The following is a 21161-nucleotide window of genomic DNA, read 5'->3' as shown; positions in this document are numbered from 1 at the left end:
GAGGCTGAAAGTTGAGCCTTTGAGGCTGACAATTGAGCCTTTGAGGCTGACAATTGAGCCTTTGAGGCTGACGGTTGAGCTTTTTTTGCTTAAACTTGGTGAAATACTGTGACTCAGTACGTCTACCAACAAAACCTAACAGCAATGAGCAGCAAAACTGGTATTTTAATCAAGCAGCCTGTCTCAATATTAAACAAACGTCTTAATGTCAACTTTGGAAGTTTCTTTACAGCACTAGCTAAAACTGCGGCGAACGCTGCGACTGCTAATTTAGGCAACGTCCCCGAAAATGTGATAGAGATGGGTGCAGCTATTGGCTTGGCAAAAGAACCAGGAGAAATTGCTTGGTTACTAATTTTTCGGGCGTTAACTCAAGCGATGGCTGGTTTGGTAGATGATAGTCAAGATTTATTTAAGCAAATTGATAATCATGACATTGAGATTATAGTTAAACACCGTTTAGAAACCTGTCTACAAAAACTGGAAGACACAGAATTAACCATTGACCAAAACTTTTTTAATCACCCAGAAGAATTAGCTATTGTTGCAGCCGTTAAAACTCCTTTTCGCCAGTGGTTAGAAGATATTGTAGAGACTCCTGCACAAGCTGAAGCAATTAGCGATCGCTTGCCTATGGAATTCGTGTATGCTTTGCACAACGAATGGAAGCAACACAGCGATAAATATGCTGTTTTACAAAATGAACTCAATACACCTTTTGTTAAAGCAGGTGAAAGAGAAAAAACTTGGCAACGTTACTCTACATGGTTGCAAAAACAAATTAATGAACGGATGTTTTCTGAAGCCTTCAGCTTAGAACAAGTGTATATTTCCCCTCGTGCTTACTATGAGCGCAAAATTGAAGGTAACGATGATGATGATTTAGAAAGTCGATTAAAAGATTATTACAAGCAAGGTCAAGATTATGAACGCATTGTTGTTAATTTACAAGATGAACTACAAATTTGGGTAGACCAAGCTGATAAAAATGATGCTATCCGGGTAATTAGTGGCGGGCCAGGAAGCGGTAAATCTTCTTTTTCTAAAGTTTTTGCAGCTACACAAGCAAAAAAAGGCAAGATAAAAATCTTATTTATTCCCTTACACCTATTTGACCCAGAAGATGATTTAGTTAATAGTGTTGGTAAATTCATCAATAACCTGCGTGATATTCCTTTACCACCTAATCCCCTAATTTCAGAAAATTTTGTATCACAATTACTGATTATATTTGATGGTTTAGATGAACTAGCAATGCAGGGTAATATCGCAGAAGAAATTGCCCAAAAGTTTATTAATGAAGTAGAAAGACAAGTAAATTCTTTTAATAACAGTCAAACTCGCTTGCTGGTTCTCATTAGTGGTCGGGAATTAGTAGTCCAGAAAAACAAAAGTGAATTTCGTAAACAAAAGCAAATTCTCCAGATTTTACCTTATTTTGTAGATGAGAAAGAAAAGAGGAGACATAATTACATTGATACTCAAAATTTACTAAAGGAAGACCAAAGAGAAATTTGGTGGTGTCAATATGGTAAAGCTAGTGGTCTTGGTTATCCTGGCTTACCCGAAGAATTAGACAATGGACATTTAAGAGAAATCACTTCTCAACCCTTATTAAATTACTTAGTTGCTTTAAGTTTTGCTCGTGGAGCAGTTAATTTTGCCAAAGATAGTAATTTGAATGAAATTTATGCAGATTTAATTACAGCAGTTTATCAAAGAGTTTGGGCTAAGGATAACCCTATTATTAAAGGGGTTGAAGAAAAAGATTTTGTTCGCATTTTAGAAAGTATTGCTGTTTCTGCTTGGCATGGTGGAGATGTCAGAATAACTACCATAAAAGAAATTGAAAACAATTGTGATAGCTATATACTAGATAGAGTATTCCATGTTTTTAAGCAAGATAGAAAAGCTAGCCTAACTCGTCTATTAACTGCTTTCTATTTCCGTCAAAATGGCGTAAAAGGACGCGAAGAAACATTTGAATTTACTCATAAAAGTTTTGGCGAGTATTTAGCAGCAAAACGCATCGTTAGAGAATTAGCACTTATCTATAAAAAGCTACAAGCTAATAAAGAAGACCCCGATGATGGATGGAACAAGCAAGAAGCTTTGGTACGCTGGGCGAGATTGTGCGGTTTAACCGCTATGGATCAGTATATCTTTAATTTTATTGTTGATGAAATTCAGTTACAGCAAGATAAATATCAGATTGATGTTGCTGAATGGCAACAGACAATGTGCGACCTGATAAGTTATATGCTAAAAAATGAAATGCCGATGGAAAAATTGCAGTTACGTACTTTTCAGGAAGCTAATCGACAAGCACGTAATGCGGAAGAGGCGTTATTATTTGTCTTAAATGCCTGTGCTAGAGTCACACAAGAGATTTCTAAAATTGACAGGCCTTCCCCTGAAGCTTTTGGTAATTGGATTTCTCGCTTGCAAAGACAAAGAATCAATTTTAATGGTGATATATCGTGCTTAGATTGTTTGAGTTTTTTAGATTTAGAAGATTGTGTTCTAATTTTGAAAGATTTTTTCAATGCAAATCTTCAAGGAGCAAATATTCAACGAGCAAATCTTCAACGAGCAAATCTTGAAGAGGCCAATCTTCAAGGAGCAAATATTCAAGGAGCAAATATTCAACGAGCAAATATTCAACGAGCAAATCTTGAAACGGCGAATCTTGAAGAGGTCAATCTTAAATGGGCGTATCTTCAAAATGCGAATCTTGAAGGAGCGAATCTTAAATGGGCAGAGTTGGAAGGAGCAGATCTTGCATATGTAAGTCTTCAAGAAGCAAATCTTGAAGGAGCAAATATTCAACGAGCGAATCTTAACAATGCGTATCTTGTAGAAGCAAACCTTACAGAAGCAAACCTTACAGAAGCAAACCTTACAGATGCAAACCTTACAGATGCAAATCTTACCGATGCAAATCTTCGCGGAACAATTCTTGAGGGTAAAGTTTAAACTTACTCAAACCTTTGTGCTACTAAATATTTCTTCGCTGTCTCCAAACCATCTGTCCTCAGAACCAGCTTGACATTTGGCACACTGAAATTATATGTACATCAATGCAGCGCGGCGATCACATCTCAACTACGGACATTGGAGATAATGTGTTTTTTCATCCTTGATTTTCTCTGGCTTGAATATCTTCTGGTAAATCTGCCAGTTCTTTTAAAAACTTTTTAGTATATTCAACTTGCCACATTCTTTTTCTTCAATGACTGGTAATATTTCAAAGCTTCTTCTTTAGTCAGGCGTTCATCATTTTCTGACTCGTCCATTAACTTTACCAAGCCGTAGTTTTCTAATATTTATTCGATTTTTTCAAAGTCAGCAATAGAAATTTGTACAGCAATAGGTTGCTGATTTTCATCCATCACGTAATTTTTGCTTATTTCTAACATTGTTCTGACATTTGAATTAAGTGATTGGCCTGCTTTACTTCAGCTTTCAGGCATATACGATGATTTTATCTTGGACTAGGAGGGTGCGTTATGAACGTTAGTTCTAACGCACCGCAATTTCAGGTGGTGCGTTGCGCTACGCGACAACACACCCTAAATTTACGCACCTTCGCGCAGTTTATCTAATACGCCACGGTCTTCTAAGGTTGAAGTATCACCAGAAACTTCTTGTCCCGATGCGAGGTTACGCAACAATCGCCGCATAATCTTGCCCGATCGCGTTTTGGGTAAAGCATCGGTAAAGCGGATTTCTCCGGGACGGGCGATCGCACCAATTTCCTGCACAACGTGTTTTTTCAGTTCTTTACTCAATTCCTCGCTAGGTTGATGACTACCTTCTAAAGTGACGAAAGCTACGACATCTTCACCTTTGAGTTCATCTGGCTTACCTACTACCGCCGCCTCTGCAACTGCTGGGTGAGACACTAAGGCTGATTCAATTTCCATTGTGCCGAGGCGGTGTCCCGACACATTCAACACATCGTCAACTCGTCCCATCACCCAGAAATAACCGTCTTCATCTCGTCTCGCACCATCGCCAGCAAAGTAAGTATACTTGCCATCTTGGGGCGGAATATGTTCCCAATAAGTGCGACGGAAGCGTTCAGGATCGCCGTAAACAGTCCGCATCATTCCCGGCCAAGGATGGCGCACTGCTAAATAGCCACCTTCGTTATCGCCTAAAGAATTGCCATCTAAATCAACGATGTCTGCCAAAATCCCAGGGAAGGGACGCGTCGCGGAACCAGGTTTGGTGGGAATTGCCCCCGGTAGCGGTGTAATCATAATTCCACCTGTTTCAGTTTGCCACCAAGTATCGACAATTGGACAGCGATCGCCACCAATTACCCGGTGATACCACATCCAAGCTTCGGGGTTAATTGGTTCGCCGACGGTTCCCAGCAAACGCAGCGAAGAAAGATTACGCGCTTTGGGATGGTGTTCGCCCATTTTAATAAACGCTCGAATCGCCGTTGGTGCAGTGTAGAAAATATTCACCCCGTATTTTTCAATTACATCCCAAAAGCAGCCGGGATTGGAAGCACGGGGCGCACCTTCATACATCAGCGTGGTTGCACCGTTAGAAAGGGGGCCGTAAACAATGTAACTATGTCCAGTAATCCAACCCACATCCGCAGTACACCAATAAACATCAGTGTCTTGCAAATCAAAAATCCACTTGGTGGTGATATGGGTGTACAAGTTATAGCCAGCAGTGGTATGCACAACGCCCTTGGGTTTGCCTGTACTCCCCGACGTGTAAAGTACAAACAGCATATCTTCGCTGTCCATCGGTTCCGCCGGACAATCAGCCGATACACCTTTTTGTAAATCGTGCCACCAATGGTCACGGCCGCCCAACTGCATATACACATCTTGTCCGGTGCGTTTAACTACCAAGACGTTTTCTACAGAAGGGACAGCACCATCAGCTAAGGCTTTATCGACTTGTTCTTTGAGGGGAACGATCGCATCTTTACGCCAACCACCATCAGCAGTGATGACTAATTTAGCTTGGGCATCAATTAAGCGATCGCGCAATGCTTCCGCACTGAAGCCACCAAATACCACACTATGAGGTGCGCCAATTCTCGCACAAGCTAACATAGCGATCGCCGCTTCCGGTATCATCGGCATATAAATACCGACGCGATCGCCTTTCTGCACTCCCAACTGCTTTAATACATTGGCAAACTGGCAAACTTCCCGATGTAATTGGGCGTAAGTTAAAGTCCGGGAATCCCCTGGTTCACCTTCCCAAATCAACGCCGCTTTATTTTTGCGCCAAGTGGTGAGATGTCTATCTAAACAGTTGTAAGAAATATTCGTCTTACCGCCAACAAACCACTTAGCAAACGGCGGTTGCCAATCTAATACAGTGTGCCATTTTTCAAACCAATGCAGTTCGGTTGCGGCTAAGTCTGCCCAAAATTTTTCCGGGTTAGCCTGGGCTTTGTCGTAGAGTTGTTGGTAATCTTCTAAGCTTTTAATATGGGCGTTCTGCGAAAATTCCGCAGCCGGATGGAATAAACGCTTCTCTTGTAGGATTGATTCTATAGTTGGCTGTGACATAAAACTATGAATGCACTTCTAACACTGAAATATATTGTTAGCGGAGTTGTGGCAGAAAGTGTTTAGATTTTCATTAAGTTCGTCAGGTCGCCTGGGAGTAACAGGGGAAGATTTTGCTAAAGTGAACTTAGTATCGGGAGCGATCGCTGATGTCTGAGCCTACTATTGTAGACTTTGACCTATTCAGGGTATTGACCCTGGGAATATTTGATAGCATGATGAAGTTAAGGACAGTTTTTTAAATAAACTCAGTATTTTTGACCAAAGTAGGGCATCATTTGCAAGCTAAAGAGATTAAGGAGCAGTTACAATCACTGATTGAGCAGTCATCATCGATAGATCCAAATCTAGCGAAAAAATTAGATGAAATTAATCGTTGGGTCAAAGATATTAAATTAGGTTCCCTAACGGCCAAACCATTCGTGCTGGCGTTTCTTTTAGAGGTAATTACTGATTCTACGATTTGGCTGTTAATTAAATCCTTACCTTCAGCCGCAGAACAACAAGCCAAATTAGCCCAAATGACACCGAATGAACGGTATTGGTATGGTTATCTTTTTCCTAAGTGGATTAATGCAACTGACTCTAAATTTTATATTTGGAAGCAAAAATTGATGTCCGGTGAATTTAATCAAGTTGATGATGATATTATTAAATCAATAGCTCAAGATATTGTCAGTCGAGAAGGTAGTTTTTGGCAGCGATATATTGCCGACCTCTCTATGGCAACAGATTTAATTGTTAGCAGTCGAAACAATCAACCGCTATGTATTCAAGTTACCAGCGTATCTGAAGAATTAAGTAACCAAAAGTATCATGACTGGAAAAACACACTTAACTTGTGGGAGATAGAAAGAGGCTTGTTTGTTAGTTACAATCCCAAAGATACTAATTTCATTAATCAGTTAGTCAACGTTGCTTTGTATAACAGTGATTACCTTGCTGAAGGCAAATATCTAAAATTTGCTTAGTTTTTTTGATGTATTTCATCCAGTTAACTGCTTATCACAGCTTTTATGCCTAACCAACGTGAAACTGCAAGCTACGAAGGACAATTAGATAAACTTGCCCAAGCATTAGCAAAAGCACGCAAAATGCAACAAGATTGGCTAACTTATGGTTTAGATTTTGTGCATATATATGTTGAAGATGTTGATGGAGATTGGCTAGAAACTTGGGGACATGATGAAATTTTAGGTAATCACTTATTAGATACGATTAAGGAATTTTTAGTCAGTAACGATATATTAGCTGTTCAGGTAAGACAGCAATTAAATGAAAAATCGTTGTTTGATTTTGCGGTTAACTTAGCAGAATGTGAAAGAATTATTGATGAGAATGACAGATTATCAGCCATCAGAAATTTGTTGGCTGACGATATAGATAATGCAGAAGTTGGGAATTTAGCCAATCATCTTTTACGAAAATTTTTCTAGCGGCGCATTACCGTAATTGGGGTGGAACGTAACACAAAATAATAATTGTTGGGTTCCACTTCGTTATAACCAAACTAAAATTCAGAGGATGTCTGAGAATCATTAAATATTTCTCATACACCTCCCTAGCCCACTGACAAAGCGGGAAATTATCTCAAAATCTCCCCTTTTTAGCAGGTATTTTAGGGGATATGAAATGTTTTCTTACTTACAAGCAAAATTTTTAAACATATTCTGGAATTTGTGTATAATGAAATACATTTAAACAGAATAGTCAACAATACTTGAATACGATCGCCGCAATTATGCAGCCTCTACAAGTTAAGCTGGATAAAAGTAGCGATTGATTGCGCTTTTTATAGAAGAAACATTCTGTTAGTTTTTATTTTTCTGCTTGAGAACCCGGAATGCTAGACAGCATATTTGATTATCTCCACTTTCATTTCAGCGTAGAAGCCCCTATAGTCCTGTTAATTCTGGTGTTTTTAGAGGCGGTGCTATCAGCTGACAATGCCATTGCCTTAGCGGCAATTGCCCAAGGACTAGAAGACAAAGAACTAGAACGTAAGGCGCTGAACTTTGGTTTAGTTATTGCCTACATATTACGGATTTCCCTAATTTTGACTGCTACCTGGGTACAAAATTTTTGGCAATTTGAACTTTTAGGTGCAGCTTACTTGTTGTGGCTGGTATTTCAACACTTTACCTCAGAAGAAACATCAGACTCTCACCATCACGGGCCGAGGTTTAAAACTGTTTTACAAGCCATACCTGTAATTGCATTTACAGACTTAGCATTTTCATTAGATAGCGTTACAACCGCGATCGCCGTTTCCCAAGAAAGATGGTTAGTACTCACAGGTGCCACCATTGGGATCATTACACTGCGATTTATGGCTGGGTTGTTTATTCGTTGGTTAGATGAATATGCCAATCTGGAAGACGCAGGTTATGTGACTGTAGCTTTTGTGGGTTTGCGCTTGCTATTGAAAGTCATCAACGATGATTTAGTTCCACCAGAATGGTTAATGATTAGTGCGATCGCCATAATTTTAGCTTGGGGCTTTTCTAAGAAAACTGTTCCTTCGTTACCCCAAGCCGAACCAGAGAAAACAGAAGTAAAGTAAAAAGTAAAAAGTAAAAAGGTAAAAAATTTTTTACTTTTGCCCTTCGGGTTCGGCAGTTGCTTCAAGTCGGGAAACCCGCCCAACGCACTGCCTCACCTTTTTACTTTTGCCTTCTCTTACTCGTGCAACCAAGAGAATATATGTGGTTGCCAATTAACTAATTCTTCATCTTTAAACCACAGAGCAATTTCTGTTTGTGCAGTTTCGGGAGCATCAGAACCGTGAATTAGGTTGCGTCCGATGTTGATCCCAAAGTCACCACGAATGGTTCCTGGCTCTGCTGTTAAAGGATTGGTTGCACCAATAATTTTTCTGGCAGAAGCAATGACACCATCACCTTCCCAGACCATCGCTACAACTGGGCCAGAAGTGATAAATTCAACTAAGCTACCAAAAAAGGGTCTTGCCCGGTGAACACCATAATGTTGTTCAGCCAACTCTTGACTCACATGGAGAAACTTCAACCCCACAAGGGTAAAACCCTTAGTTTCAAACCGACGGATAATTTCGCCAACTAGTTTACGTTGTACGCCATCAGGCTTAATAGCTAAAAATGTGCGTTCCAAAGCTGTCTCCCAAAACTTAATAAAATTTTTATTTAGTCAAGTGTCCATAGTCAATCATCCAAAGTCAATACATTCTTGACCATTGACTATTGACCGTTGACTCTTGACCAATCAGAGTTTATCTCAGAAATCATCACTGGGTGCATATCCATTACCAAGTGAATGAGTTAAATTGTTTATTCGTGGGTGAAACACAGAGGTCAGAAATGGGTGTTGAGTCAACTGCTACATCTGATGAGGTGGTACTACTACCGTCTAGTGGGCATAAATCTGAAGTGAAAAATCACAAACAAAAAAAGTTATTACCACCAAGCACTACCGCAAGCGATTTGCCTCGCGCCTGGAAAATAGAGGATAGCGAGGAATTATATCGCATTGAAGGATGGGGACAACCTTATTTTTCGATTAACGCAGCAGGTCATATTACTGTTTCCCCCAAAGGCGATCGCGGGGGTTCCCTTGACTTATTTGAATTGGTCAACGCCTTAAAACAACGTAATTTAGGGCTACCCATGCTAATTCGCTTTTCCGACATTTTGGAAGACCGAATTGAGCGCCTAAATGCTTGTTTTGCCAAAGCGATCGCCCGTTATAACTATCCAGGTGTTTATCGTGGTGTATTTCCTGTTAAATGCAACCAGCAAAGGCATTTGATTGAAGATTTAGTCAAATTTGGTAAACCCCATCAATTTGGTTTAGAAGCAGGTTCCAAGCCAGAATTAATGATTGCCCTGGCTTTATTGGATACCCCAGGCGCAATGCTCGTTTGCAACGGCTACAAAGACCGGGAATACATCGAAACGGCGATGTTAGCCCAAAGATTAGGGCAAACCCCAATTATCGTTTTAGAGCAGATTGAAGAAGTCGATTTGGTAATTGCAGCCAATCGCCAGTTGGGAATTAAACCAATTTTAGGTGTGCGCGCCAAACTCAGCACCCAAGGAATGGGACGCTGGGGAACTTCCAGTGGCGATCGCGCCAAATTTGGTTTAACCATGCCAGAAATTATCGAAGCCGTAGACAAACTGCGCGAAGCCGAATTGATGGACTCTTTGCAGTTATTGCATTTCCATATCGGTTCACAAATTTCTGCCATCAATGTCATTAAAGATGCCATCCAAGAAGCCAGCCGTATATATGTAGAGTTGGCGATGTTGGGAGCAGATATGCGATATCTTGATGTCGGCGGTGGCTTGGGTGTAGACTACGACGGTTCTCAAACCAACTTCTACGCTTCCAAAAATTACAATATGCAGAACTATGCCAACGATATCGTGGCAGAGTTAAAAGATACCTGTACAGAACGGCAAATTCCCGTACCTACACTGATCAGTGAAAGTGGCAGAGCGATCGCCTCCCATCAATCAGTACTGATTTTTGATATTCTCAGTACCAGCGATGTTCCCCTCAACTGCCCAGAACCTCCACAAGAAGGAGAATCTCCAATAATTAATTATTTATGGGAAACTTACCAATCAATCAACAAAGAAAATTACCAAGAGTTTTTCCACGACGCGACGCAATTTAAAGAAGAAGCAATCAGCCGCTTCAACTTAGGCATTTTGCGCCTGCGCGAACGAGCTAAAGCCGAGAGACTCTACTGGGCTTGTTGTCAAAAAATTCTGGAGATTACCAGACAGCAAGATTACGTACCCGACGAACTGGAAGACCTAGAAAAAATCATGGCTTCCATTTACTATGCCAACTTATCGGTGTTTCAATCAGCACCCGATTGTTGGGCGATCGACCAGTTATTCCCCATTATGCCTATCCATCGTCTCGATGAAGAACCAACGCGGCGGGGAATTTTGGCAGACCTCACCTGCGACAGTGATGGTAAAATAGACCGCTTTATTGACCTGCGTGATGTCAAATCAGTTTTAGAACTGCATACCTTCCAACCAGGAGAACCTTATTACTTGGGGATGTTCTTGAATGGCGCTTACCAAGAAATTATGGGGAACTTACACAACTTGTTTGGAGATACCAACGCCGTTCACATTCAACTCACACCCAAAGGATACCAAATTCAACACGTCGTCAAAGGCGACACCATGAGTGAGGTAGTTAGCTACGTGCAGTATGACTCAGAAGATATGGTGGAACACATCCGCCAGCGCTGCGAGAAAGCATTAGAAGAAAAACGCATTACTCTTGCAGAATCTCAACGACTCATGCAAACTTACGAACAAAGTCTCAGACGATACACATATCTAAATAGTTAATAGTCCAAAGTCAATAGTCCAAAGTCAATAGTCAATGGTTTTTCACCAATGACCAATGACCAACGACTATTGACAATTGACTAACTAGCGTTTGTCCCTAGCAATTCTTCAATCGCCTGCCGTTCTAGAGGAGTATGCACTGGTGGTGCTTGACGAGCGTCAGTAATTAGCCAGTCTAAAGAAGCCGCTTGGACATCAATAGATGCGCCCGTCTTATCTACGCAATAACGACCAAACACCAGCTTATCAACTAGACGAACTCCCGGCCCCAAGCGTGACCATTCAAAAATTACGCTATTATCTACAGTCGCGCCACTGCATATCCAACAATTCGGGCCAATCATTGCTGGGCCAACAATTTTTGCCCCGTCTTCAATTCTGGTCATACCGCCGATGTAAACTGGGCCTGTGATATCCACTTTGTCCCAATTTACAGCCACATTTAAGCCAGTATAGATACCAGGGGCGACTTCATGACCAGGAATTTGTACGTTTTTGATTTCACCCAGCAATACGCCGCGAATTGCCCGCCAGTAGTCTGGTACTTTACCAATATCTACCCATTCAAAATCCATCGGAATCGCATGGAAGGGCGCACCAATTTCCACCAACTTCGGGAATAACTGACTACCAATGTCATATTCCACACCAGAAGGGATATACTTAAACACCTCTGGCTCAAAAATGTAAATCCCTGTATTGATATTGGTACTGAGGGCTTCTTCCGTTGAAGGTTTTTCTTGGAAAGCTTTGACGCGCCCATCCTCATCAGTAACAACAACACCATAACTAGAAACTTCTTCTAGAGGGACAGACTTAGAAATGATTGTTGCAATTGACCCTTTGGATTTATGCCACTTAACAGCTGCTGTTAAATCCAAATCAATTAAAGCATCACCGCACAATACAACAAAAGTATCATCAAAAAACGGCGAGAAATCTTGGATGCGACGCATCCCTCCCGCCGAACCAATTGCTTCCCCTACCAATTTACCGTCATCAATTTTGCCTTCAAAAGAATAGGCAATTTGAACGCCAAATCGCTGACCGTCACGGAAATAGTTTTCAATCTCTTCAGCTAAATGGCTAACATTGACCATAATTTGGTCAAAACCATGTTGGCGCAAAAGTTCCAGCAAAAATTCCATCACTGGCTTTTGCAAGATGGGAATCATTGGTTTGGGAGTCGTGTAAGTAATTGGACGAACGCGAGTACCCTTACCCGCCGCGAGAATCATCGCTTTCATAAATTTATTCCTCAACCACAAGCCAGTTTACTTTACTCAGTACTGAATGCTGAGTGCTGTTAGCAGTAGCGGGGCGTTTAGCCCCTGAGTCAGGTAAAAAGTACTTAGTACTTTCGTATTCGATAAAAGTCCGGCCTTTAGTAGGCGGAAGCTGCTTATTTTGAGTTAATTGATACTCCACTACTTGAGGGTAGTCTTTTAACTCAGCACTCTTCATTTTCAACGAGTGATACTTAATCATCAGTTTTGATTCTGCTCTAAGTAACTCCTAGAAACAGGGATAACAGTAATTTGCTGGTTATTGCAACCATAGCGAGAGATAGACTACAAGCGTAGGCGTATATTCTAAATTTGCTAAAACTTAAAAAAATAGCTTCCGTATGTCTGGGTAATTTACATAATATTTTTAGGATGAACTAGTAATTTAGTTTATTGGTTGTTCTACTGATTTTGGGATATTAGCTACATCTGTAATCAGTCTAATTTGAATCTCTTGGTAAAATTCCTCTTGAAATAGCTCAACTTTCGATTGAGCAGATAACAGCAGTAAAGCCCAAAAAACGCCAACTAAGTGACTATGTTCGGACTGGTGGCTAGAACCATTTTCTTGAGGTTGCTTCGTTTGAGACCACAATTGTACAAGCTGTTCGAGGCTAACATAATTTTGTTCTTGCATTAATTCTTGAGCAGCAAAACGCAATACCTCCTCCAGTTCCCCTGCTACTTCTGTCAGATTTTCTTGGTGAGCCAATTCTAGCGCCTGCCGCATGGTGCGGACACTAGGCTGACGCTTTACACGAATAGGCTTATCAACTTTCTGGACAAGTTTTAGCTGATTTGCCATCAGCTGCAATTGCTCAATTAGTTCTTGCAGGGTAACACGGCGCTTAGGTGGTGGCATAGCCGATGGACGACGGCGCAGTTGCAGCTCTAATGGCAAACGACGTTGATGTGAGAGGCCGTTTTCCATATCAGTCAGGCCATCATCTTCTAGAATTTCTTGAACATCTTCGGCTGTTGACCACTGCATCAAGGTATTCGCTTTGAATAACACCAGCATTGATGCAGATAAAAAAGCCTGTCCAGATTGCGATAAATCTGCTTCGTAGCCTTTTGTTGTTGTCTCCGGTGCCATAAATTCCAAATAACGGTCAATCACCTCAATTACCTTGACATCCCAAGGGTCTATTTCTCCTCGTTCAGCTTGGTCAATTAGGAGTGTGATGTTCTCTAATAGCTCGGAAGCATCCATTCTGATTTCCGAATTATGGAAGTTGTCATTTGAGGTTGGTGAAACAAATCCCAGCAAAATAGTCTAGTTAATTTAATTATTTATGGACAAACTAATATATCATTAGGTTTTTATACTGCTGTTTCAGCAAGATAACTTAATAGTCAACGGTCATTAGTTATTTCTTGCCCTGTCCCTACCTAATTTCTCTGGTCTTCTGGTGGTTCGTGGGGAATAGTGACAGTTGATACGAAATTACCTCCTTTGTTATTCTTGATCGCATCAAAGGTGCCTTTGATAGTACCAGCGATGGGAACAGCCACAAGTGTACCCAACAATCCGGCAATTTCAAATCCCATCAAAATAGATACAAAAATCCAAATCGGATTGAGGCCAATAAAATCACCTAGTAATTTGGGGGCTAGGAGATTATCTTTAATTTGCTGCATAAAAATCGCGGCTAAAGCAACTTGCACTGCTAACCAGCCATTTTGCAACATAACTAAAAGTGTGACTAAACTAATGCCAAGAGTTGCCCCAATAAAGGGAATCAGTTCTGATAAGCCGATGAGTATGGCAAATAATAGGGCAAAGGGAATTTTCATGCCGATAAAAATCGGAGTGAGAGTCACTATCATGAATAAGCCGAGTAATAGTTGACTCAAGAAGAATCTTTGAAAATTTAGCTGTAGAGATACGGTTAGAGGTATGCCAATATGAGATGGCAAAAGATTAATTAAACCGTACCAGACGCGATCGCCATATAAAAGCATATAAAATGCCAAGACAACCACTAATACTAGATTTAATAATCCTGAGACTAAAATTCCTGCCACACCCACTACGCTAGAAGCCAACTGTTGGACGATATTTTGAATACTGGCATTGATTTGATTACTCAGCACTCGTAAATCTAAAAAAGGCAAACGTCGCCGTTTGGCAAATTCCTCAAGCTGTTCTAGGTTTGCTTGACTAGCGGTTAACCAGTCAGGAATTTTATTTAAAAGTTGAATTGTCTGGTCAATGACGATGGGGACTAGGGTAATGCCCAAAATCACCACTAGAGTTAATGTCACCAGCAAAACTATAATTACTGCCTGTGTGCGCGTGATGCGAGCGCGTTCAAAAAACTTCACTGGGTAATTAAGTAAAAAAGCTAAAATCGCCGCAATGCTCAAAATGGTGATGGGATGCTTGAAATAACTGAAAAGTACCGATAGCAGCCCAACATTGAGAGCAATAATCGGGCCGCTCAAACCGTAGAATAACAGAGTTTGTAGAGAGGCTGAACGGCGCATTAGGTTTAACGCTCTAGATATTTGTGGAATAAATTTGGGAAACTGGCATTAATACTAGGCATGATTTATAGATATTTTTAACAAAGCCCTGTATAAGTGTATCTGTTATAGAGGAAATACATGACCATGAACCCCACCATAGCTGACATCCGCAAAGACTACACATTACAAGACTTAACTGAAACTGAAGTTGATCCTAATCCATTTATACAATTTAAAAAATGGTTTGAGCAGGCATTAGCAGCGCAATTACCAGAACCCAATGCGATGACTTTAGCTACTGCAACACCAGATGCTAAACCCGCAGCGAGAATGGTTCTGCTGAAAAACTTTGATGAACGAGGTTTTGTCTTTTTCACCAATTACAACAGTCAAAAAGGGCAGGAACTCGCTGAAAATCCTCAAGCAGCTTTAGTGTTTTGGTGGGCAGAACTAGAACGCCAAGTGCGAATTTGTGGTCATGTAGAGAAAGTTTCGGAAGAAGAGTCAGATGGATATTTTGAGATTCGTCCGCCCAAGAGTCGTCTCGGTGCGTGGGTTTCTCAGCAAAGCGAAGTTATAGAAAGCCGAGAAATGTTAGAACAAAAAATGCAGGAATTTCAGAGTAAATATGAAAATCAGGAGATTCCCCGTCCCCCTCATTGGGGAGGGTTAAGAGTCATCCCTTCCGAAATTGAGTTTTGGCAAGGTCGTCCTAGCCGACTACACGATCGCCTGCTATATACTCTATTAGATGATGGTAGTTGGAAAATTGAGCGATTATCACCTTAGAAATGGGGAATAGGGAGCAGGGATGGAATACTTACTCAGTACTCAGCAATTTGCCCTATTATTCAAAAACGTACTTTTCTGCGACCTTCCAATAGCGGGAGAAGCGTTTTAAATCGATATAGCCGTCATATTCAAAAAATGGTTCCACTGCTAATACTTCCAATTTTAATGAACGTTCTATTTCATCGCAGATATCATCAAATCTGGGGCTGGGACTTTCGGCTGTGACTACTAAATTGGCATGATTGTCTTGAGCAAAGGCTAAAATTTCTTGGGCTACATTACCCCGGCGGATTTCTACTGGCAATTCTAGCAAGCATTCATAAATAAAGGTGATGCGTTTGAGGCTTAATTGCCATTCCTCAATCAAAGCATCGTCCCAAACCCAAATGGCCGGAGCATCGGGATATTCTTGAAGTGCCGGGTTGAATGGACTAAGACAGTCGCCGTGTATCCAAATAATTGGTTTATTCATTTTTTTCCTCTCTTCCCATGCTGCCAACTTTGACTATTTGGTTTTTTGGTAAATTCTCCTTGGGGAAATAACCGCTGTTCTAATTCTTCATAGCTACCTTCAAAATCGCAGTGTCCATATAGAGGACATTTCTGACAATAGACACCTTTGGTGTAGCGTTCTAAATTCTCGCGGTTGAAAAAATATGGTTTATGACTAAAAGTACTAGCAACCCATTGCCAAGACATATTATTACTGGCAGGATCACCATCTAAAAGATGTTGCAAAAACCACTTAGCACCAGCTTGCCAACGAATACGCCGCCAATGCACAATGTAAGCGGCTAACCACATCCGACTGTGGTTGTGTAAGTAGCCAGTTTCCCGCAATTCTTGGCTGAAGCTGTCGATGCACACTCTACCAGTGCTACCTGCTTGAATATCTGTTGGTAATTCTGCGGCATAATCTGGCGCTGTATAACCAGTTTTGTATTCTTCTTGGTCTTGCCAGATGCCATTACCTAGCTTGACATACAATCTCTGCCAATAATCCCGCCAGCCTAATTCGTTAATTAATTTAGTTGCCTCCTCTGGCTGTTCTGTCTTGTCTAACACGTAGTCACGGATTTCTGCTAGGCTCAAAACTCCATAGCGAATATAAGGTGAAAGTTTTGTCACTGCACCTGTTAAAAAGTTACGGGTTTTGCTGTAGTTGGTGGGGTCTACTTTTTGTAATGCTTTTTGAGCAGCTTTGCGTCCGCCAATTATGTTGCTGATATGATTGTCACGTTCTGCGGCTTGGGGGAACTGTTCTCGCAGATAAGCTATCAATTCATCGCGTCCAGTAAATTTACGTAGCATGAATAGAGACTATGACAGTTGGGTTGGTGAACTTATATTTTGCACCATTCTCAACAAACCAGATAAAAGCGATCGCCAACTTCCGGTAAAATTTTGAGGCGATCGCTATTTTATCAATCCATTATGAGCAACATTCCCCAAGTTAGACAACCTGCACCGACTTTTTCCACACCTGACCAAAATGACAATTTACTTAGCCTAGATGATTTTAGCGGGCAATGGGTTGTCCTTTATTTTTATCCCAAAGATGATACTCCTGGTTGCACGACAGAAGCCCAAGATTTCACAGCATTACATTCAGAATTCAGTCAATTAGGAGCCAAAGTTTTAGGTGTCAGTCCCGATTCTGGTAAGTCTCATTGCAAGTTTATCAACAAACATAACTTGTCAATTACACTGTTGAGCGACCCAGAACATCAATTAGCAGACTCCTATGGTGTTTGGCAATTAAAAAAATTTATGGGCAAAGAATATATGGGAATTGTACGGTCAACTTTTCTGATTTCACCAGATAAAATTATTGCTTACGCTTGGCCAAATGTGAAAGCAAAAGGTCATGCACAAGCAGTATTAACAAAGTTGTCAGAATTAGCAAATAATTAAATATATGTAGGAATCTGCTTTGATTCCTGAAATGATTTGTGTAGGAAGGGAATAAGAAAAGCTAAGAAGGAATAAATGTGTACTGAGCTACTTCTTTATTCATCATTCCATCTCTTGCTAATGTACAGATAAAGATGATTCAAAGTTCTCAAAGAGTAAGCGATTAGTCAGAGATATATAGCTTGTTGTGCTTTTGCAGTCTAAATTATTTAAGTTAATTTACTTCATTTATCATCAAAATAAAGGCATATAGATATCTTGAGAATTAGCATTCAGATAAGGACGTTGTAATTCCACTTGAGATAAGGAAAATTGTTCAAAAATCGCTGTTATCCGATTAGCTGGTGTATCATTTTCTTGCTCCCAAGCATTAAGCAAGCCATTGGCAATAATTTGACAACGATGCGTCCCAAAACTCTCTTGTTCAGCAAATCTGCGATTAGGTTCTTCAGCGATCGCTAATCCAGGGGCGATAAACTTAGTAAATAAAGGTATTTCTGGTTGAAAATAAAATTGACATTCTGCATACACCCTTTCTAAAACTGGGTGAATTACTTCATAATCGTTTTTATCAAAGTAGAACACTGCTGAATCATAACGTTCGTAATCGGAAGGATTGTATAAGGCTTTAAATGAGAAAGGAATCTCTAGAAAGTTAAGCTGAGTAGTCAAAGTTTCCATAACTGCACCTGCACCTTCTGGAGTTAGATTAAAGTAAACACGCACCAATCTTTCCCGATTTGTCGCAGTTCCAGCGTTCGCTACTGCCATATAAAAGCCATTTTGGACAAGATTTTTGGGCATTTTAATTGCAACATACTTACCCACAGAGGGAAATTGATTTTGAGGTAATAGATGACGGCTACGCTCAATTTGTAGAGTCAAACCATCCTTCTGTACTGTTAAAGTGTTATCTAGATTTTCTTGTACTACTTGCCAATTGTAATTCCAATAGCCTTCACCCCGATTACTTTCATGCAGACGCTCATAAAAAGCTACATCGACACCCAGTAATGTATTATTTTCGAGATTTTGATTTAACGCCACATTGTTAGTTTCTGTATTGGCTGTCAGAGAACTTTTTAAAGAGTTATTGTAATAAATGCCGTAGAGAAAACCTCGCAATTGCAAACTTAAGAATTTTTTTTGCAGCGCCGCAGGTAATTGCTGAAAGCGAGAAACTGCGGATTCTGGCAATTCCAATGGTTTGTAATCGGGGTGTTTAATACAATAAGCAGATTGAATTTCAATGTTATAAATAATGTCTTGTAATGATGTCTGCAATGATTCAGGAATTTGTGAAAGTTGAGTTACGATGGAATCTAACATTTGCATAAAAGCTTACCTGTAATTGAAGAAGAATATAGCAGTCAAAATTCAGCAGTCAAAGGATGTCTGAAAAGTCGAAAATTATACTAGTAACCCCTCTCCAAACCTCTCCCCGTTTCGGGGAGAGGCTTTGAAACGCTCTCTCATTTCCTGTCTTCAACATGCTGCGCGGATGTAGGAAGGGGAGGATCAAGATGAGGTTTTTAAGACTTTGATTTTAGCGAGAATAAGTAGGTCGGTGTAATTAAAGATAACTAGTGATGTCTGTTATTTGTCATTAGTCATTGGTAAGCGTTTTCAGAATATTTACGCTTCCTAATATAGTTTGGTTTATTTCCACCGACTTACTTCTCACAGAGCCTCTTAGAATGTAGAAGAAAATTATTTTTCTACTCTCCTTTTATCTTTAGATAGGTTTAATTGCGAGATAAATTTGTTGGTAAAAGTTCTACAGCTTCCACTCCAAAAATTGTTTTTATAGATGCTTTGGGATTACACAACAAACTTTTAGCAACTTGAAGCATACAGATTCCGACATTACCAAAAGTTTTTTCATGCTGGAGTCCGGCTTGAATAGCTGTAATTAAGGCTAAACCGCAAAACTGCACAACTCGTTCTAATAAATCTGGACGAGTCTCTAAAATGGCTGGAAAATGCGCTAAATAAGTAGACATCAACGCTGCAATGGAAGGCTGAAGTATCTCTAAAGGTGTGGTAGCAAGACGTAATGACTCTTCAATTGCCATTGATTTGCTGGTAGTCATACTATATAACCAGAATTGCAGATAGCTGGCGATGAGCATTCCTAAATCATGCGCCGGATCTCCCCAAGCAGCGCGTTCCCAGTCAATCAAGCGAATCATACTTTCATCTGAGACAGAGTTATTTGCAATAGCCTCTTGCCAAGTTAAAGATAAAAGAATATTGTTTAGCTTCAAGTCATGATGAGTTAAACAATAGCGGGTGTAAGAACGGTTTAATTCAGCGATCGCCTGTCCCAAACTATCGTAACGTTGATAAAGGGTAAAAAATTTTAATCCCTCACTCGGAACCATTCCAAAAATTTCTGGGGTAATTCTGTCTAATCCTAGGGTGAGGTTGGGACTTTTTGGGTGAGATGTCTGCTCGGCTTGGTGAAAAAATTGTACATAGTCTGGATGTGTAATAGTAGCACGGTGAATTAATGCCAAAGTCTTGCCAACTGCGATCGCAATCTCACTAGGAAAGACATTTTCTTTCATGTAAAAATCAGCTAGATCTCGATAGTTATTGAGATAATTGAAAACAATAATAGAGTTTTCAGCATCAAAATGTACTGCTTCTGAACAAAACAAGCGAATATGATTGATATCAGGAAAATGTTGCAAAAACTGATGCACTCTCCATTCTGCAAAAAACTCTCCAGCCGTGTTTCCTTCTCGATTTAGGCGCTCTTGCTTAACTAGCAGTTGCCGATTATCAGGTAAAGTAACTAACAAGTTAAAATTTTTAGCAGGCTTTGGCTCAATTTTACTTAATGACTGTTCTGCTTGAGTACAAAGTCCAAAAGTAAGTAAGTATTCGAGAACATTTTGAGAGCTTAGTAAAAATGGCATAGCGTTAGATATTTTTCAAGTTAGCTAAAAAAATCACAGAGTCAGTATTTCAATTGTGATACAGCAATTAAAATAAGCTAAATACAGAACGGGTAGTTTTATTCCTAGTAATTTTGAAGGATTTTGCTATTGAGGAAATATTGTAGATAGCATAAGCCGATAGGACAAAATTCAAGAGATTATAAGCAAAGTTAAGAATTTGCTGAAATTCAGATTCACCACCATATATAGACAGAGAATCTAGCTCATTTACTTCGGTCAGGTAGCTATCTAAGTCACCAGAACTTAGATCATTAATAATAATTTTTGCCATTTCATCATTCCCAGTAAAGATATGGCTGACTCTCATGGATTCGATAATTACTGAAGATGATTTTTTCCAATCCATGAGAGCCATTTAGCTTAGTAGTAAACTACAAATTTATTAGTAATTAGACTTACTGAAAGATTTGGCTAGGCTAAAAATATGCTGGATAGCATAGACACCAACAAATCCTTCTATCAGCTTATTAAATACACTGATGTATGAGTCTGAGCCATACCCGTAGTCGGCAGAATTGGCATTCTTACCGCCATGTGCAGCACTCAGATCAACATCACTCAGATCATTGAGAAAACTTTCAGAATCTTGGAATAATTGAGAGCCAGCAACATTTAGTTCCGAAAGAGTAATGTTAGCCATAATTCTGTCCTCTAAGACTTGGTTGTAATCAGGTTTATTTGCAGATAATAAAGCAAAATTCAGCTTTATTATTAAGATGCTGACCCTACGAATTCTCTAATTAAAGCTGGAGAAATACAGCCTGCATACTCTACAAAATATCAAATACAGGCTGATTTATTGCATGTAGACAGAGAATGAGTATT

The 21161-nt window shown here is 40.1% G+C and carries 19 protein-coding genes and 1 pseudogene; 7 read left to right on the top strand and 13 right to left on the bottom strand.

Annotation, left to right across the window (positions count from 1 at the left end; translation table 11 throughout):
• Positions 1-144: 144 nt before the first annotated feature.
• Entirely contained in the window at positions 145-2976 is a 2832-nt protein-coding gene (locus NCWK1_RS25130) for a pentapeptide repeat-containing protein (RefSeq protein WP_103126586.1), read from the top strand.
• 230 nt (positions 2977-3206) lie between these two features.
• Here the strand turns inward: NCWK1_RS25130 and NCWK1_RS30695 are convergent.
• Positions 3207-3419: pseudogene (locus NCWK1_RS30695) on the bottom strand (hypothetical protein).
• 159 nt (positions 3420-3578) lie between these two features.
• Entirely contained in the window at positions 3579-5552 is a 1974-nt protein-coding gene (gene acs / locus NCWK1_RS25115) for an acetate--CoA ligase (protein WP_103126585.1), read from the bottom strand.
• A 278-nt stretch (positions 5553-5830) separates the two neighbouring features.
• Between acs and NCWK1_RS25110 the strand changes: the two genes are divergently transcribed.
• The 3 genes from NCWK1_RS25110 (at position 5831) to NCWK1_RS25100 (ending at position 8115) form a co-directional block, all read left to right on the top strand.
• Positions 5831-6523, top strand: coding sequence for a hypothetical protein (locus NCWK1_RS25110; protein ID WP_187308245.1), 693 nt, complete (start codon positions 5831-5833; stop codon positions 6521-6523).
• 45 nt (positions 6524-6568) lie between these two features.
• A complete protein-coding gene (locus tag NCWK1_RS25105) occupies positions 6569-6988 on the top strand; it encodes a hypothetical protein (RefSeq protein ID WP_096574986.1) in 420 nt (139 codons plus the stop codon).
• Positions 6989-7395: 407 nt separating this feature from the next.
• Positions 7396-8115: a TerC family protein gene (locus tag NCWK1_RS25100; protein WP_096574989.1), complete on the top strand. Its 720-nt coding sequence runs from the start codon at positions 7396-7398 to the stop codon at positions 8113-8115.
• A 116-nt stretch (positions 8116-8231) separates the two neighbouring features.
• Here NCWK1_RS25100 and ndk read toward each other — a convergent pair whose 3' ends face one another.
• Positions 8232-8681 (bottom strand): nucleoside-diphosphate kinase, encoded by a 450-nt coding sequence (gene ndk, locus NCWK1_RS25095; protein WP_096574991.1) that lies wholly within the window; start codon positions 8679-8681, stop codon positions 8232-8234.
• A 206-nt stretch (positions 8682-8887) separates the two neighbouring features.
• On the opposite strand from ndk, the gene speA reads away from it, so the two are divergent.
• On the top strand, positions 8888-10906 hold the full coding sequence (gene speA / locus NCWK1_RS25090) for a biosynthetic arginine decarboxylase (protein ID WP_103126584.1): 2019 nt from the start codon (positions 8888-8890) through the stop codon (positions 10904-10906).
• An 80-nt stretch (positions 10907-10986) separates the two neighbouring features.
• On the opposite strand, the gene NCWK1_RS25085 is transcribed toward speA, so the two are convergent.
• From NCWK1_RS25085 to NCWK1_RS25070, 4 genes are all read right to left on the bottom strand, one after another.
• Entirely contained in the window at positions 10987-12153 is a 1167-nt protein-coding gene (locus NCWK1_RS25085; RefSeq protein WP_096574995.1) for a nucleotidyltransferase family protein, read from the bottom strand.
• A gap of 4 nt (positions 12154-12157) precedes the next feature.
• A complete protein-coding gene (locus NCWK1_RS25080) occupies positions 12158-12394 on the bottom strand; it encodes a hypothetical protein (RefSeq protein WP_103126583.1) in 237 nt (78 codons plus the stop codon).
• Positions 12395-12577: 183 nt separating this feature from the next.
• Positions 12578-13405, bottom strand: a complete 828-nt coding sequence (locus tag NCWK1_RS25075) for a segregation/condensation protein A (protein ID WP_096574999.1) — start codon at positions 13403-13405, stop codon at positions 12578-12580.
• A 179-nt stretch (positions 13406-13584) separates the two neighbouring features.
• On the bottom strand, positions 13585-14682 hold the full coding sequence (locus tag NCWK1_RS25070) for an AI-2E family transporter (RefSeq protein ID WP_096575001.1): 1098 nt from the start codon (positions 14680-14682) through the stop codon (positions 13585-13587).
• A 126-nt stretch (positions 14683-14808) separates the two neighbouring features.
• Between NCWK1_RS25070 and pdxH the strand changes: the two genes are divergently transcribed.
• Positions 14809-15453, top strand: a complete 645-nt coding sequence (gene pdxH, locus NCWK1_RS25065; RefSeq protein WP_096575003.1) for a pyridoxamine 5'-phosphate oxidase — start codon at positions 14809-14811, stop codon at positions 15451-15453.
• 58 nt (positions 15454-15511) lie between these two features.
• Here pdxH and NCWK1_RS25060 read toward each other — a convergent pair whose 3' ends face one another.
• Positions 15512-15928, bottom strand: coding sequence for a hypothetical protein (locus NCWK1_RS25060; protein ID WP_103126582.1), 417 nt, complete (start codon positions 15926-15928; stop codon positions 15512-15514).
• On the bottom strand, positions 15925-16767 hold the full coding sequence (locus tag NCWK1_RS25055) for an FAD-binding domain-containing protein (RefSeq protein ID WP_103126581.1): 843 nt from the start codon (positions 16765-16767) through the stop codon (positions 15925-15927). Before NCWK1_RS25055 ends, NCWK1_RS25060 begins: the two co-directional genes overlap by 4 nt.
• Positions 16768-16890: 123 nt before the next feature.
• Between NCWK1_RS25055 and bcp the strand changes: the two genes are divergently transcribed.
• Complete coding sequence (bcp, locus tag NCWK1_RS25050) at positions 16891-17370, top strand: thioredoxin-dependent thiol peroxidase (protein ID WP_096575009.1); 480 nt, start codon at positions 16891-16893, stop codon at positions 17368-17370.
• Between the two features lie 234 nt (positions 17371-17604).
• On the opposite strand, the gene NCWK1_RS25045 is transcribed toward bcp, so the two are convergent.
• The 4 genes from NCWK1_RS25045 to NCWK1_RS25030 all read right to left on the bottom strand — a co-directional run bounded on the left by NCWK1_RS25045 (position 17605) and on the right by NCWK1_RS25030 (position 20976).
• Complete coding sequence (locus NCWK1_RS25045; RefSeq protein WP_103126580.1) at positions 17605-18705, bottom strand: T3SS effector HopA1 family protein; 1101 nt, start codon at positions 18703-18705, stop codon at positions 17605-17607.
• Between the two features lie 410 nt (positions 18706-19115).
• A complete protein-coding gene (locus tag NCWK1_RS25040; RefSeq protein ID WP_103126579.1) occupies positions 19116-20294 on the bottom strand; it encodes a phosphotransferase in 1179 nt (392 codons plus the stop codon).
• A 67-nt stretch (positions 20295-20361) separates the two neighbouring features.
• Complete coding sequence (locus NCWK1_RS25035) at positions 20362-20682, bottom strand: hypothetical protein (protein ID WP_096575015.1); 321 nt, start codon at positions 20680-20682, stop codon at positions 20362-20364.
• A gap of 36 nt (positions 20683-20718) precedes the next feature.
• Positions 20719-20976 (bottom strand): hypothetical protein, encoded by a 258-nt coding sequence (locus tag NCWK1_RS25030; RefSeq protein ID WP_096575018.1) that lies wholly within the window; start codon positions 20974-20976, stop codon positions 20719-20721.
• Positions 20977-21161: the final 185 nt, after the last annotated feature.

The organism is Nostoc cycadae WK-1 (assembly GCF_002897135.1).
Lineage (GTDB): Bacteria > Cyanobacteriota > Cyanobacteriia > Cyanobacteriales > Nostocaceae > Nostoc_B.
The sequence above is the reverse complement of the archived record's forward strand: the minus strand, read 5'-3'. Positions and strand labels throughout refer to the sequence as shown.

Bases quoted from the DNA above. Each gene is read 5' to 3' on its own strand.
- NCWK1_RS25070 (WP_096575001.1), bottom strand. From the start codon at position 14,682: ATGCGCCGTTCAGCCTCTCTACAAACTCTGTTATTCTACGGTTTGAGC.
- NCWK1_RS25075 (WP_096574999.1), bottom strand. From the start codon at position 13,405: ATGGATGCTTCCGAGCTATTAGAGAACATCACACTCCTAATTGACCAA.
- NCWK1_RS25085 (WP_096574995.1), bottom strand. From the start codon at position 12,153: ATGAAAGCGATGATTCTCGCGGCGGGTAAGGGTACTCGCGTTCGTCCA.
- NCWK1_RS25080 (WP_103126583.1), bottom strand. From the start codon at position 12,394: ATGATTAAGTATCACTCGTTGAAAATGAAGAGTGCTGAGTTAAAAGAC.
- bcp (WP_096575009.1), top strand. From the start codon at position 16,891: ATGAGCAACATTCCCCAAGTTAGACAACCTGCACCGACTTTTTCCACA.
- NCWK1_RS25130 (WP_103126586.1), top strand. From the start codon at position 145: ATGAGCAGCAAAACTGGTATTTTAATCAAGCAGCCTGTCTCAATATTA.
- pdxH (WP_096575003.1), top strand. From the start codon at position 14,809: ATGAACCCCACCATAGCTGACATCCGCAAAGACTACACATTACAAGAC.
- NCWK1_RS25045 (WP_103126580.1), bottom strand. From the start codon at position 18,705: ATGCAAATGTTAGATTCCATCGTAACTCAACTTTCACAAATTCCTGAA.
- speA (WP_103126584.1), top strand. From the start codon at position 8,888: ATGGGTGTTGAGTCAACTGCTACATCTGATGAGGTGGTACTACTACCG.
- NCWK1_RS25060 (WP_103126582.1), bottom strand. From the start codon at position 15,928: ATGAATAAACCAATTATTTGGATACACGGCGACTGTCTTAGTCCATTC.
- NCWK1_RS25035 (WP_096575015.1), bottom strand. From the start codon at position 20,682: ATGGATTGGAAAAAATCATCTTCAGTAATTATCGAATCCATGAGAGTC.
- NCWK1_RS25030 (WP_096575018.1), bottom strand. From the start codon at position 20,976: ATGGCTAACATTACTCTTTCGGAACTAAATGTTGCTGGCTCTCAATTA.
- NCWK1_RS25105 (WP_096574986.1), top strand. From the start codon at position 6,569: ATGCCTAACCAACGTGAAACTGCAAGCTACGAAGGACAATTAGATAAA.
- acs (WP_103126585.1), bottom strand. From the start codon at position 5,552: ATGTCACAGCCAACTATAGAATCAATCCTACAAGAGAAGCGTTTATTC.
- NCWK1_RS25055 (WP_103126581.1), bottom strand. From the start codon at position 16,767: ATGCTACGTAAATTTACTGGACGCGATGAATTGATAGCTTATCTGCGA.
- NCWK1_RS25040 (WP_103126579.1), bottom strand. From the start codon at position 20,294: ATGCCATTTTTACTAAGCTCTCAAAATGTTCTCGAATACTTACTTACT.
- NCWK1_RS25100 (WP_096574989.1), top strand. From the start codon at position 7,396: ATGCTAGACAGCATATTTGATTATCTCCACTTTCATTTCAGCGTAGAA.